This is a genomic window from Streptomyces sp. bgisy159 (assembly GCF_965341775.1).
Taxonomy (GTDB): domain Bacteria; phylum Actinomycetota; class Actinomycetes; order Streptomycetales; family Streptomycetaceae; genus Streptomyces.
In genome coordinates, this window is record NZ_CBDQZH010000004.1 from 220,212 (window position 1) to 233,694 (window position 13,483).

Genomic DNA, 13,483 nt, shown 5'->3' on the forward strand with positions numbered 1-13,483 from the left:
GTCTTATCAAACTCACTATGGCAGGAGGGACGGGGCGGCACCGCTCCGTGTGGATGGACGTGAAGCGATACTTCCGTGGGCCGGTCATGTGGATCGTGCTGGCCGTCCTTGCCGTGGTCGTGTTGATGCAGGTCGTCGGCGATTCCGGCGGCTACAAGACGGTGGACACCGGCCAGGTCGTCCAGGCCATCAACGACAACAAGGTCGAGTCGGCCAAGCTGACCACCGGTGACGAGCAGACCATCAAGGTCACGCTCAAGGACGGTGTGAAGGTCGAGGACAGCTCGAAGATCCAGGCGAGCTACATCGGCGACCAGGGCGTGACCATCGCCAACACGCTGCAGACCAAGTACCAGGACAAGCAGATCCCGGACGGCTACACCGTCTCACCGTCGAAGCAGAACCCGTTCGTCGGGATCCTGCTCTCGCTGCTCCCCTTCGTTCTCATCGTCGTCGTGTTCCTGTTCCTGATGAACCAGATGCAGGGCGGCGGCTCCCGGGTGATGAACTTCGGCAAGTCGAAGGCCAAACTCATCACCAAGGACACCCCGAAGACGACGTTCACCGACGTCGCGGGCTGCGACGAGGCCGTCGAGGAGCTCCACGAGATCAAGGAGTTCCTGCAGGAGCCGGCGAAGTTCCAGGCCGTCGGCGCCAAGATCCCCAAGGGCGTGCTGCTCTACGGCCGCCCCGGCACCGGCAAGACGCTGCTCGCCAGGGCCGTCGCCGGCGAGGCCGGTGTGCCGTTCTACTCGATCTCCGGTTCCGACTTCGTCGAGATGTTCGTCGGTGTCGGTGCCTCCCGGGTCCGTGACCTGTTCGAGCAGGCCAAGGCGAACGCCCCCGCGATCGTGTTCGTCGACGAGATCGACGCCGTCGGCCGCCACCGCGGCGCCGGCCTGGGCGGCGGTCACGACGAGCGCGAGCAGACCCTGAACCAGCTGCTCGTCGAGATGGACGGCTTCGACGTCAAGGGCGGCGTGATCCTCATCGCCGCGACGAACCGGCCCGACATCCTCGACCCGGCCCTTCTGCGGCCCGGCCGCTTCGACCGCCAGATCGCGGTCGACCCGCCGGACCTGCAAGGCCGTCTGGAGATCCTCAAGGTTCACCAGAAGGGCAAGCCGGTCGCACCCGACGTCGACCTCGCGGCGGTCGCCCGCCGTACGCCGGGCTTCACCGGCGCCGACCTGTCGAACGTGCTGAACGAGGCGGCGCTGCTCACGGCCCGCAGCGACAGGAAACTCATCGACAACCAGATGCTGGACGAGGCCATCGACCGCGTCGTGGCGGGCCCGCAGAAGCGGACCCGGATCATGTCGGACAAGGAGAAGAAGATCACCGCGTACCACGAGGGCGGTCACGCCCTGGTCGCGGCGGCTTCCCCGAACGCCGATCCGGTCCACAAGATCACGATCTTGTCCCGCGGCCGCGCCCTCGGCTACACCATGGTCCTGCCGGACGAGGACAAGTACTCGACCACGCGCAACGAGATGCTCGACCAGCTCGCCTACATGCTGGGCGGGCGGGCGGCCGAGGAACTGGTCTTCCACGACCCGACCACGGGCGCCGCGAACGACATCGAGAAGGCCACCACCACGGCCCGCGCGATGGTCACCCAGTACGGCATGACCGAGCGTCTGGGCGCCATCAAGTTCGGCGGCGACAACACCGAGCCGTTCCTCGGCCGTGAGATGGCCCACCAGCGCGACTACTCGGAAGAGGTCGCCGCCCTGGTGGACGAGGAAGTCAAGAAGCTCATCGAGAACGCGCACAACGAGGCCTGGGAGATCCTGGTCGAGAACCGCGACGTCCTCGACAACCTCGTCCTGGCCCTCCTGGAGAAGGAGACGCTCGGCAAGGAGGAGATCGCCGAGATCTTCGCGCCGATCGTCAAGCGCCCGCCGCGGCCCGCCTGGACCGGTTCCTCGCGGCGCACGCCGTCCACCCGTCCGCCGGTGCTCTCCCCGAAGGAGCTCGCCCTGACGAACGGCGCCAACGGCGTGACCCCCGCGATCTCCACCGCAAAGTCCACGGCCGTCGACCCCGCCCCCGCGGTGGAGCCGACCCCCGAGGACCGCCCGGAGAGCTGACTCACGGCCGGGGCCGCCCGATACGGCCCCACCAGGCCCGGAATGGATGCCGCGCCCCCCAGGTTCTAGCCTGGGGGGCGCGGCATCGCGTTGTGCGTGCATGTCCGCCCGCAGATCGACACGCGTTCGCGCACGCGTGACCCGCACAGGAACGAGGCTTCACATGACCGACCCCGTGACGCTGGACGGCGAGGGCACTATCGGCGAGTTCGACGAGAAGCGCGCCGAGAACGCCGTACGGGAACTCCTGATCGCGGTCGGTGAGGACCCGGACCGAGAGGGCCTCAGGGAGACGCCGGCGCGGGTGGCGCGGGCCTACCGGGAGATATTCGCGGGGCTGTGGCAGCAGCCCGAGGACGTGCTGACGACCACTTTCGACCTGGGCCACGACGAGATGGTGCTGGTCAAGGACATCGAGGTGTTCTCAACCTGCGAACACCACCTGGTGCCGTTCCGGGGCGTGGCACACGTCGGCTACATCCCGGCGACCACCGGAAAGATCACCGGCCTGTCGAAGCTGGCCCGGCTGGTCGACGTGTTCGCTCGCCGGCCCCAGGTGCAGGAGCGTCTCACCACGCAGATCGCGGACTCCCTGATGGACATTCTGGAGCCGCGTGGGGTGATCGTCGTGATCGAGTGCGAGCACATGTGCATGTCCATGCGGGGCATCCGCAAGCCGGGCGCCAAGACCATCACCTCCGCGGTGCGCGGCCAACTGCGGGACGCGGCCACCCGCAACGAGGCGATGAGCTTGATCATGGCCCACTGAACCGGCTGCCGGTCGGTTCCGGCATCGTCCGCCGGTGGTCCGCTGCCGTTGGCTCCCGGCCCGCTCACCGGTCCGCCGAGTACCCGCCTACGGGGCGGGGCAGCGGCTGACGCCAGTCGCCCAGGGTCGTGAGGAGACACGCGCGGGCCAGACGGCGTACGTCGTCCCACGCGGGGTCCGTGGACAGGGCGTCGGCCCACAGGCCGGTGCGGCTGACGGCATCGATCTTGCCGAGGCGGCGGCCGATGGCCCGGAGGGCGCGCAGGCTCCCGGCTTCGATGGCTCCGCGCTCGGCGAGTCCTTCGCCGACTCGGCAGAGGAGTTCCGTCTCCGCGATGAGGGACTCCGTCTCCAGCTCGCGTTCGCCCAGCCAGGCGATCTGGGCCTCGCCGTCGGCTGCGAGAAGGGCCAGGAGGCGGAGCGTCCAGGTGCGCAGGTGGGCGTCGCCGAGTCGGTTCATCCCCGCAGGATCGCAGCCCGCCCACCACCCGAGGCGCCGTCCGGCCCGCCGGCCCCGGTGACGCTCACGCCGGGGAGGCCGCCCCCGAGTTCCGGTCGTCGTCCTCGGGCAGTCGGCAGACCCGCTCCAGGAAGACCGCCGCCGCTATCACCGCGATGCCTGCGACGACCGAGAAACCGGCGTAGATGGCCTGGTCGCGGCGGGCCGGCACGTCGAGGAACTCCAGGAGGAAGACGCCCGTGCCGCCGTACATGCCGGCGACGAGGGCCGCGACCAGGGCGCTGGCCTGCCCGAAGACGACCGCGCGGGCCGCCATCAACGGGTCCACGCCCTTCGCCTCCGGGCGGCGCTCGCGCTGCGCCTTCAGCCGGGCGCGCAGCGACACGGCCGTCGCCAGCAGCACCACGGCGATCAGGGCCAGCACGATGGGCGCGGCCAGGGGGACGGCGGGCAGGCTCCCGAGCGAGTTCCACAGGCGGGCACCCGCCCAGGACAGGACGCCGGCGACGAGGAAGACGCCGACCAGCGTCCTGATGCGCAGCTCTCTCACGGTGTTCCTTCAGCTCCCCCGACTGGGCCCGACGTACGCGCGGTTCTGTCGACCTTAACGACTACTCGGGCAGGTGGAGTTCCAGGTCCTCGCGGGGAGCGACCCCCTCCCGGGTGACGGTGTCCAGCAGCGTGGCGACCGGTCCGCGGCCCGGCAGGGTGGCGCCCGGGTCCACGTCGTGCCAGGGGGCGAGGACGAAGGCCCGTTCGTGCGCGCGCGGGTGGGGGAGCGTGAGCTGCGGGTCCTCGGAGACGACATCGGCGTACGCCACGATGTCGACGTCCAGGGTGCGGGCACCCCAGCGTTCCTCGCGCACCCGGTGGAAGGCCTCCTCGACCGCGTGGGCCCGCTCCAGCAGGGAGGACGGGGGCAGGGTCGTCTTCAGGACGACGACCGCGTTGAAGTACGAGGGCTGGCTGCCCGGTTCCACACCCCAGGGCTCGGTCTCGTACACCGGCGAGACGGCCTTGATGCGCACGCCCGGCGTGTCCTCCAGGGCGTCGATGGCGCCCTGGAGCGTCTCCAGCCGGTTCCCGAGGTTGGCGCCGAGCGAGATCACCGCCCGTTGCGGGTTGTGCAGCGTGGTGTCGGCGGCGTCGACCTTCTCGACGACGGAGGCGGGTACCGGCTGTACGGTCGGGTCGCTGGGACCCTTGATGAAGGGTGCAGTCATACTCGGCTCCGGATGATGGTGACGGTCACGTCGTCGAAGGGGACCGTGATCGGGGCGTCCGGTTTGTGGACGCTGACCTCGACCTGCTGGACCCCCTCGTGCTTCAGGCAGGCCTGGGCGATGCGCTCGGCGAGCGTCTCGATGAGGTTCACGGGCTCGCCCTCCACGACGGCCACGACCTCCTCCGCCACGATGCCGTAGTGCACGGTCTTCGCCAGGTCGTCGTCGGCCGCGGCCGGGCGGGTGTCCAGGCCGAGGACGAGGTCCACGACGAAGGTCTGGCCCTTCTCGCGTTCCTCGGGGAACACCCCGTGGTACCCGCGGGCCCTCAGGCCGCGCAGCGCGACACGATCCACGCGAATCACTCCTGCAATCGTCGGTGACGGCCGGTCACTGCCGTGTGCGGGCGGCATACCGGCCTCGAACGAATCTACCTGCGGGCACTGACGGGGCCGGGCCGCGGGGGCGCGGGTCCGGCCGGGTCCAGGAGGTTTCACCGTGCGTTTCCCCTGGAGAATCCGGCGGCTCACGGGTTGGTAGCCGCCCTTACCCGCAGGCCGGTGATCCCAACCACTTCTTGGTCCTTGCGGGGCCGTCAGGCGGGTGACTCGTCCTCTTCCTCCCCTTCGGTCTCCGCCAGTACGGGGGAGGCGTGGTGGGACCAGATCTTCCAGCCGTCCGAGGTGCGGCGGAACACGTTGGTGGCGACCACCAGCTGGCCCACGAGCGGCCCCAGCTCCTCGCCGGCCGCGGGCGCCGGACCGCCGCTGAGGATGTTCTCGGTGCAGGTCACCAGGGCTGTGTCGCCGGTGACCGAGACGTGGACGTCGGTGAGGAAGAACTGGATGTAGTCCGTGTTCGCCATGATCAGCGCATACGACCTGAGGACGTCGCCGCGGCCGGTCAGCACCGGCCAGCCGGGGTGCACGCAGGAGATCACACCGCTGTCGGCCGGGTCGTGGTACTCCTCGTCGACGCCGAGGTCGCCCGGGGTCAGCCAGAGTGACGACAGCGTCTCGAAGTCGCCCCGCTCCATGGCTTCGTAGAAGGCGGTGTTGGCGGCCTCGACCTGTTCCACGTCGGTATGGGGGGCGCTCACCGCTGTCCTTCCCCACGCGGCGCACCACCGGTCCCCGGCGCGCGGGGGAGGCCGTGCGCCCCGGGAGCTTCCCGGGGGCCGGGCGCGTCGGCGGGCTCGGGCGCCCCGCGCTCGGGGCTGGGGACCGGCGCGGGCGATCCGTCGCGCGCCGGGTTCCCCGCGTGTGGGCCGGGCGTGCGGGTGTCGTCACGTGCCCCGCGCTCGTTGTGCGGGCCCGGCGCGCTTCCTGCGGCACGCGCCCCTTCCACCGCGCGTGCGACCCGTACGGCGTCCGCTGTGGCGTGGACGTCGTGGACGCGGACCGCCCAGGCGCCGGAGTGGGCCGCGAGGGCGGACACGGCGGCGGTGGCGGCGTCGCGCTCGCGGGCGGGGGGCGGGGCGGCGTCCGGGCCGGCGAGGACGCGACCGAGGAAGCGTTTCCGGGAGGCGGCGACGAGCAGGGGGTGGCCGAGCGTGTGCAGGCGGTCGAGGTGAGCGAGGAGCGCGAGGTCGTGCTCGGCGTCCTTGGAGAACCCGAGCCCGGGATCCACGACGACCCGGTCGGGGGAGACACCGCCGGCGAGCACGGCCTCCACACGGGCGCGCAGTTCGTCGACGACCTCGGCGACGACGTCGTCGTAGACGCCCTGGACGTTGCCGCCCTGGAGGAAGCCGCGCCAGTGCATGACGACGAAGGGGGCGCCGACGTTCGCGACGACGGGGATCATCGCCGGGTCGGCGAGCCCTCCGCTGACGTCGTTGACGAGGGCGGCGCCGGCGGCGAGGGCCTGCTCGGCGACGGAGGCGCGCATGGTGTCGACGGAGACGACCACGCCCTCGGAGGCGAGGCCCCGCACGACGGGGATGACACGGCGGAGTTCCTCGGCCTCGTCGACGCGGGTGGCGCCGGGACGGGTGGACTCGCCGCCGACGTCGACGAGGTCGGCACCCTCGTCGACCAGCGCCAGACCGTGCTTGACGGCGGCCGTCGTGTCGAACCAGCGGCCGCCGTCGGAGAAGGAGTCGGGCGTCACGTTGACGACGCCCATGACCGCGCAGCGGTCCCAGTCCGGAAGGCCGACCACGCGCGCGCGTCCGCTGTGCTTGCTCATATGTTCAGCGTAGGCCCAGGGAGGCGCCCGGACGCGGGACGGCCCGGGCGGACGCCCCGGGGGCTGGGGGGCCGGGCGTCCGTCCGGGCCGTGCTTCGAGGGGATGCGGGTCGCCCGCCGGCGGCCCGCGGGCGGTCAGGCGGCCCGCACGTCGCGCTCCGCCAGTGCGTGGGCGCAGGGACGCGCGGCGCGCGTACGGCGGCGCAGGAAGCGCGGCAGCGGCAGGGCCAGGTCGACGAAGCCCTCCGCCTGCATCGCGGCGAAGCCGATGCGCGGCAGGTCGCTGGAGGCCCGGTAGACCACGAACCGGGGCTCCCAGCGGGGCCGGAACTTGGCGTTGAACTTGTACAGCGACTCGATCTGGAACCACCGCGACAAGAACACCAGCAGCCCGCGCCAGGCGCGCAGCACCGGTCCGGCGCCGATCTTCTCGCCGCGCGCCAGGGCGGAGCGGAACATCGCGAAGTTCAGCGACACGCGCGCGATGCCGAACTTCGGCGCGGCCTCCAGCGCGGCCACGATCAGCAGCTCGTTCATCCCGGGGTCGGCGGAGCGGTCGCGCCGCATCAGGTCCAGGGAGGCGCCGTCCCTGCCCCAGGGGACGAAGTGCAGGATCGCCTTCAGGTCGCCGTAGGGGCCCGGTTCCTCGTCGGCCTTGTGGGCGGTGGCGATGAGGCAGTCGCCGTCGGCCGGGTCGCCGACGCGGCCCAGCGCCATGGAGAAGCCGCGCTCGTTGTCGGTGCCGCGCCAGTCCTCGGCGGCCCGGCGGATCCGCTCCAGTTCGGCCTCGCCCAGGTCACGGACACGACGTACCCGGGTTTCGTAACCGGCGCGTTCGATGCGCTTGACCATCTGGCGGACGTTGCGCATCGCGCGGCCGGCCAACGAGAAATCCGCGACGTCCACCACCGCCTCGTCGCCGAGTTCCAGCGCGTCCAGGCCGGTCTCGCGGGTCCACACCTCGCCGCCCGTCTCCGAGCAGCCCATCACGGCGGGTGTCCAGGAGTGCGCCTTGGCCTCGTCCATGAACCGTTCGATGGCGCCGGGCCAGGCCTCGACGTCGCCGATGGGGTCACCGCTGGCCAGCATCACGCCGGACACGACGCGGTAGGTCACGGCGGCCTTGCCGCTGGGGGAGAAGACCACGGCCTTGTCGCGGCGCAGCGCGAAGTGGCCCAGCGAGTCGCGGCTGCCGTGCTTGTCCAGCAGGGTCCGCAGCCGGGCCTCGTCCTCCTCGGTGAGGCGCGCGGCCGGGTGCTCGGGCCGGAAGGCGAGGTAGATCGTGGTGACGGCGGTGATCCAGCCGAGGGCGCCGAGGGAGAAGGCCACCGTCCACGAGGTGTCGTTCTGGTAGTCGACCGGGCCCTCGAAGCCGAACAGCCCGTAGAGCACGTGGGTGAGGCGGTCGGCCAGGCTCGGGTCGCCGTGGATGGTCCCGGGGTGGGCGCTGACGATGACCAGGCCGAGCGCGACGGAACCCGCGCCCATGAGGACGAAGTTGGCCAGCGCGCGCCAGCGGCTGCGCGGGTCCGGCAGGGCCGCGAACTGGTCGCGGTGGCGGAGCAGTGGCACCAGGAGCGCCAGCGAGATCAGCACGCCGATGACGGAGTGCCGGTAGGTGAACTGCGCGACCGCGCCCGCCGGCAGGAGCGCGACGGCGGCGCGCCAGGCCCGCCGCTTGCCCCGCTTCAGGCCGTGCGCGAGGAGGAGCAGCAGGACTCCGGCGCTGAGCGACAGTGCCGCGGCGAAGGGCCCGAAGGAGCCGGGCAGTACCTCGGCGAGCGCGTGCATGCGGCTGTGCCGGAACCGCGGGAAGACACCCCCGGCGACGTCCAGGAGACCCACGAGGGCGCACGCTCTGCCGACAAGCACGGGAACGGACTCGGGGCGCGGGCCCCGGAGCACGCGCCGCACCCGGCTTGATCGGCTCGGAACCCCGCCCGACATTTCCCCATCTTCCCTGACAGACATCGCATCCCACGTTCGCGAGAGAGACCTTGAATCCGGTGCCGATCGGGCATCCGGCGACATTGCGTCCTCTAGGACGGTGTCTCGGGGTCAGAGGTTCACTCCTCCCCCCAAAGCCCCTTCAAAGGTCGAGGAAAGTCCGGAACAAGCCCCGGTGGCGACGCGGGTGCACGGACGGGAAGCACAGGCGGGAACACCCTCATGGGTCTTACGAGCAACAAGGTGCTGTTGTTGGCGGTCCTGTCCGCCCTGTCGCTGTTCGTCGGCACGGTGTGGCTGTGGCCGCGGCTGGCCCGGCGCAGCTGGCGGGCGGTCGGCGGCCGGGTCGGACTGCTGCTCGGCACCCAGGTGACGGTTTTCGCGTCGGTGGGTCTCGTCGCGAACCAGGCATTCGGGTTCTACGCCAGTTGGGCCGACCTGTTCGGCCAGGAGACCGAGATGGGGGTGGTCGTCGACCACACCGCAGGCCGGGGCGGGCAGCTGAAGGTGCTGGAGACCCATCGGGTGGACGGCGCGCCCGGAGCCCGGCCGCAGGTGGGCGGGCAGGTGCAGAAGGTGTCCGTCCAGGGCCGTACGTCGCGCATCGCGTCGCCCGCGTACGTCTATCTGCCGCCGGAGTACTTCCAGCCGGAATACCGCACACGCACGTTCCCGGCGGCCGTCGTCCTCACGGGCTATCCGGGCACCGCCAAGGCGCTCGTCGACAAGCTGCACTTCCCGCGCACCGCGCGGGAACTCGCCGAGAAGGGGCGGATGCAGCCGATGATCCTGGTGATGCTGCGGCCGACGGTGGCGCCGCCGCGGGACACCGAGTGCGTGGACATCCCCGGTGGCCCGCAGACGGAGACCTTCTTCGCCAAGGACCTGCCGGACGCCGTGCGCGGCCACTACCGGGTGACGGCCCGGCCCGGCAGCTGGGGCATCATCGGTGACTCCACGGGCGGCTACTGCGCGCTGAAGATCGCCATGCACCACCCCAGGGTCTACGCGGCGGGCGCGGGCCTGTCGCCGTACTACAAGGCGCCGACCGACCCCACCACGGGCGATCTCTTCCACGGCAACGAGACGCTGCGCCACGAGGCGGACCTGTTCTGGTACATCAAGAACAGACCGGCGCCGGACACCTCGCTGCTCGTCACCAGCAGCAAGGTCGGAGAGGCCAACTACAAGGAGACGCTCAAGTTCATCGACGAGGTGAAGGCGACCGACCGGACCCGAATATCGTCGATCATCCTCGACAGCGGTGGGCACAACTTCAACACCTGGCGGCGCGAGATTCCGCCCGCGCTGGAATGGATCAGCGGGCGGCTCGGTGCTCCCGACCAGAAATGATCTTGATTGTTGTCGGGGGCGCGGCGGGGGTGAATTCCTGATGCGGCGTGAGGGCTGGGAGATGGTTGTGTTTTTACGGGGCGGGGCGCCAACGATCGCGTACGCGCGGTAAGTTTCTGGCCATGCCACGTGGACGTCACCGCCATTCCCCGCCCCTGCACAGGCTGCTTCCCCCTTCGGCGATCGCCGGCGTCTCTCTCATCTGCGCATTCGGCCCCTGGGTGTTCTCGGAGACGGGCGTGCTGCGGGTCGTCGCCGCGATCGCGGCCGCTACCGCGGTCGTCGGGGCCGCGGTGATGCGCCGCTGGGACACCCAGGCCGGCAAGCAGGTCGCCGACCTCACGCGCGCGCGGGCGAGCGACGAGTGGCGCTTCGAGGAACGGGTCGCCGAACTGGAGACCGACCTCGAGGAGTCGCGCGAGCTGCGCACCAAGCTGGAGCAGCGGCTGCGGGCCAAGCGCGCGGAGCTGGCGGGCCTGCGCAACGAACACGCCGCCCTGCTGCGCCGCTACGCCACGGCGGAGACCGAGCGCGCCAGCGCCCTGGAGGGCCGCCGCCGGCTGGAGATAGAGGCCACCGTGCCGGCACGCGAGCTGACGCCCGCCCCGCCGGGCGGACTCGGCGCCCGGACCGGCGAGACCGCGAAGGACCGGGAGGAGCGCCGGGAAGAGACCCGGGAGACCCTGGAAGCCGGGAAGGCCGCGACGCAGGAGACGGACCCGGCCGCGGCGACGGCCGGGAAGGCTGCGGCTGTGGCTGCCGAGGCCGACTCCGAGGCCGACTCCGAGCCCGAGACCCCGGCGGTGTTCTCCCCTCAGGGATCGCGGCTCTTCCTGCGCGCCCAGGAGGCGCTGAGCCGCCTCGACCCCGACAAGAACCCCGAGCGGTCGCCCGCCGGACCCCGGACCGCGGTGGACGCCCCGGCCGGACGGGAGGACGCCGACCCGCACACCACCGGGCAGGAGACCAGCGGGCGGGACACCATCGGGCAGGGCACCGCCGCCCGTGACGGCGCCGGCCAGGAGGACGAGGCCCAGGGGAAGCCCGGGGCGGTCGACGAGCACGCGCGCGCGACCGCCATGAACCAGGACGCGCAGGACGACGAAGGCGCGCAGGACGACGAGGGCGCGCAGGACGACAAAGGCGCGCAGGACGACAAAGGAGGCAAGGGCGCCGCGAGCCGTCAGGGTGACGCGGTGACGTCCCCGGCCCCGCCCGCCGCTTCCACCGCGGTCGCCCCGCGGCCCGCGGCCCCCCAGCAGCGGCCGGCCGGCCACTTCACCGTGCCGACCGCCGTCGCCGTCGTACCGGCCGCCCAGCCCCCGCGCCGCCCCGCCGACGAGGGCGGGTTCGACTTCTTCGGAACGAAGAAGGCGCCGGCGTCCGACGCGCTGGACGCCGTGCAGAACGAGGACCTCGCCGACGTCGTCGGACCCGAGGCGCTCGCCCTGCACAAGGCCGAAGCGGAGTCCGCGTACAAGCCGGCCGACGCGGAATCCCGCGGGATCGGCCAGGTCATCGACCTGACCGCGCACGACGAGACCGAGCACATCGACGTCCAGCGGCTGCGCAGCGCCGCCTCCTGAGACACCACCCCGCTACACCATCCAGCGGTCGGACCGGGCGCCTGCGCGTCCGGTCCGTGACCGTTCCGCCTGCTCCCGCAGCACCGCCGCGGCCTCTCGTGCGTCCCGCAGCCGGGCGGTGACGGTGCTGTCGGCCCCGGTGTCCACGTGCACGTCCGCGAGGCCGCACAGTCGCTTCCAGGGCCCCTGCGAGAGCCGTACGCTCTGCACCTTCGCGTGGGGTACCAGGGCCAGCTCGCGCCGCAGCAGCCCGTGCCGCGCGGCGAACACCGCGTCGGTGACGACGAGCCCGTACCCGCGCCACCATCCAGGGACGCACCGCCCGGCCCGGCGCGGCGGGCGCGCGGGTGCTTCGGCGGCGGGGACGGTCACCCCGGGCAGCACGCGCGCGATGACCGCTTCCGCCGCCTCGCGCGGGGCGACCGGCACCAGCACGGAGTTCGCCGAGCCGGCCACGTCCAGCTCGACCCGCACCCAGCCGCGCCGCCGCCACAGCACCGGCTCGACGATCCGCACGGTCTGCACACGGCCCGGCGGCACCGTCTCGTGCGCCCGGTCCAGCAGACCGTGGTCGATGCGCAGTCCGTCCGGCGAGTCGCCGACTGTCCAGTCGTACTCGGTGACGAACCGCCCGGCGCTGCGCGCGCCCGCCGCGCCGAGCAGCGGCACGCCGGTGGCCAGGACCGTCCACACGCTGTCGGTGACCAGCCAGAGCACCAGGGGGACAACGAGAGCGGCGGCCAGGGCCGCCCAGGTGGCGCCCGTCAGGACGAGGGAGAGCGCGAGCGCGCGAGGGGGCACGCGCAGCAACTCGCGCGCCGGCGCCTCGCCGACTTCACGCGCCGTCTCGGGTGCGAATCCCGCCGCGCGCGCGAGCAGCTCCGCCCGCAGGGCGCGCGCCTCCTCCTCGCCCAGGTAGGCCAGCTCGTCCTTCTCGTCGGCGCCGACCACGTCGAGCCGCAGCTTGGCCACACCGGCCACGCGCGCGAGGAGAGGCCGGGTGACGTCGATCGCCTGGACGCGCTCCAGCCGGATGTGCGCGGTCCGCCGGAACACCAGTCCGGTACGGATGCGCAGCTCGCTGTCGGTCACGGAGAAGTGGGTGAACCACCAGCTCAAGAAGCCGTAGAGGGCCGAGACCGGTACGACCACGACAACGACGACCAGCAGCGTCGTGGTGGTCAGCCGGGCCAGCTGTTCCTGGGCCTGGTTCGGGTCGTGCACCGCCCATCCGGCCATCACCGCGACCGGGGCCCACGCCCGCCGGAATGGCGTCACGGGGTGCAGTCGGCGCTCCCGGACGGCCTCCCGCCCCACCACACCGTCCTCGACGCCCGGCGTGGTCACAGCCCCGCCGATCGGGCCTCGCCGAGCTCGGTGAGCCGGTCGCGCAGCCGTTCCGCCTCGGCCGGGTCGAGGCCCGGGATCCGCGCGTCCGTCGCCGCGGCGGCGGTGTGCAGCTGGACGCCGGCCAGCCCGAACCAGCGCTCCACGGGGCCGGAGGTCACTTCCACGAGCTGCATGCGCCCGTACGGCACCACGGTCTCCTCGCGCCACAGCACGCCCCGGCTGATCAGCAGGTCGTCCGCGCGTTCGGCATAGCGCCAGGAGCGCCAGTTGCGGCCGATCAGCACCCAGCCCCAGGCGGCCGCCGCCAGCGGCAGCAGCGCGAACGCCGCCCACGCCGGCCCGACTAGCAGTCCCAGCAGCACGCCCACGGCGAGCGCCGCCGACCCCAGCCACACCACCAGCAGCAGCCGTCGCATACGCAGCAGCCCCCGGGGCAGCCCCGTCCACGCCGGCTCCGCCCCCGTCATCTGTGCGCCTCGCGGGCTCCCCGTCTCCATGCGGCCAGCGTACGT

General features: G+C 72.2%; 12 protein-coding genes and 1 pseudogene. 4 read left to right on the top strand and 9 right to left on the bottom strand.

Going from position 1 to position 13,483, the window contains the following annotated elements; translation table 11 throughout:
• Nucleotides 1–53 precede the first annotated feature (53 nt).
• Nucleotides 54–2,093: an ATP-dependent zinc metalloprotease FtsH gene (ftsH, locus tag ACSLTV_RS06685; protein ID WP_432139141.1), complete on the top strand. Its 2,040-nt coding sequence runs from the start codon at nt 54–56 to the stop codon at nt 2,091–2,093.
• A 163-nt stretch (nt 2,094–2,256) separates the two neighbouring features.
• On the top strand, nt 2,257–2,862 hold the full coding sequence (gene folE, locus ACSLTV_RS06690; protein WP_432139136.1) for a GTP cyclohydrolase I FolE: 606 nt from the start codon (nt 2,257–2,259) through the stop codon (nt 2,860–2,862).
• Between the two features lie 64 nt (nt 2,863–2,926).
• On the opposite strand, the gene ACSLTV_RS06695 is transcribed toward folE, so the two are convergent.
• From ACSLTV_RS06695 to ACSLTV_RS06725, 7 genes and pseudogenes are all read right to left on the bottom strand, one after another.
• Nucleotides 2,927–3,322: a hypothetical protein gene (locus tag ACSLTV_RS06695; RefSeq protein ID WP_435611808.1), complete on the bottom strand. Its 396-nt coding sequence runs from the start codon at nt 3,320–3,322 to the stop codon at nt 2,927–2,929.
• A 64-nt stretch (nt 3,323–3,386) separates the two neighbouring features.
• Nucleotides 3,387–3,872 (bottom strand): DUF3180 domain-containing protein, encoded by a 486-nt coding sequence (locus tag ACSLTV_RS06700; RefSeq protein ID WP_432139134.1) that lies wholly within the window; start codon nt 3,870–3,872, stop codon nt 3,387–3,389.
• Nucleotides 3,873–3,933: 61 nt separating this feature from the next.
• Nucleotides 3,934–4,545: a 2-amino-4-hydroxy-6-hydroxymethyldihydropteridine diphosphokinase gene (gene folK / locus ACSLTV_RS06705; protein ID WP_432139133.1), complete on the bottom strand. Its 612-nt coding sequence runs from the start codon at nt 4,543–4,545 to the stop codon at nt 3,934–3,936.
• Nucleotides 4,542–4,901, bottom strand: a complete 360-nt coding sequence (gene folB / locus ACSLTV_RS06710) for a dihydroneopterin aldolase (protein ID WP_432139132.1) — start codon at nt 4,899–4,901, stop codon at nt 4,542–4,544. Before folB ends, folK begins: the two co-directional genes overlap by 4 nt.
• 239 nt (nt 4,902–5,140) lie before the next feature.
• Nucleotides 5,141–5,644 (bottom strand): nuclear transport factor 2 family protein, encoded by a 504-nt coding sequence (locus ACSLTV_RS06715; RefSeq protein WP_432139131.1) that lies wholly within the window; start codon nt 5,642–5,644, stop codon nt 5,141–5,143.
• A gap of 188 nt (nt 5,645–5,832) precedes the next feature.
• Nucleotides 5,833–6,735, bottom strand: a pseudogene (folP, locus tag ACSLTV_RS06720) (dihydropteroate synthase); the annotation flags it as partial.
• Nucleotides 6,736–6,870: 135 nt separating this feature from the next.
• On the bottom strand, nt 6,871–8,682 hold the full coding sequence (locus tag ACSLTV_RS06725) for a phosphatidylglycerol lysyltransferase domain-containing protein (protein ID WP_432139130.1): 1,812 nt from the start codon (nt 8,680–8,682) through the stop codon (nt 6,871–6,873).
• 222 nt (nt 8,683–8,904) lie between these two features.
• On the opposite strand from ACSLTV_RS06725, the gene ACSLTV_RS06730 reads away from it, so the two are divergent.
• Both ACSLTV_RS06730 and ACSLTV_RS06735 read left to right on the top strand, forming a co-directional pair.
• On the top strand, nt 8,905–10,035 hold the full coding sequence (locus ACSLTV_RS06730; protein WP_432139129.1) for an alpha/beta hydrolase: 1,131 nt from the start codon (nt 8,905–8,907) through the stop codon (nt 10,033–10,035).
• A gap of 122 nt (nt 10,036–10,157) precedes the next feature.
• Complete coding sequence (locus ACSLTV_RS06735) at nt 10,158–11,621, top strand: hypothetical protein (RefSeq protein ID WP_435611809.1); 1,464 nt, start codon at nt 10,158–10,160, stop codon at nt 11,619–11,621.
• Between the two features lie 12 nt (nt 11,622–11,633).
• Here ACSLTV_RS06735 and ACSLTV_RS06740 read toward each other — a convergent pair whose 3' ends face one another.
• Both ACSLTV_RS06740 and ACSLTV_RS06745 read right to left on the bottom strand, forming a co-directional pair.
• Nucleotides 11,634–12,968 carry a PH domain-containing protein gene (locus ACSLTV_RS06740; RefSeq protein WP_435611810.1) on the bottom strand — a complete coding sequence of 445 codons (1,335 nt, stop codon included), beginning with the start codon at nt 12,966–12,968 and terminating at the stop codon, nt 11,634–11,636.
• Nucleotides 12,965–13,468 carry a PH domain-containing protein gene (locus tag ACSLTV_RS06745; RefSeq protein ID WP_432155999.1) on the bottom strand — a complete coding sequence of 168 codons (504 nt, stop codon included), beginning with the start codon at nt 13,466–13,468 and terminating at the stop codon, nt 12,965–12,967. The genes ACSLTV_RS06740 and ACSLTV_RS06745 overlap by 4 nt, the downstream gene beginning before the upstream one ends.
• Nucleotides 13,469–13,483 lie beyond the last annotated feature (15 nt).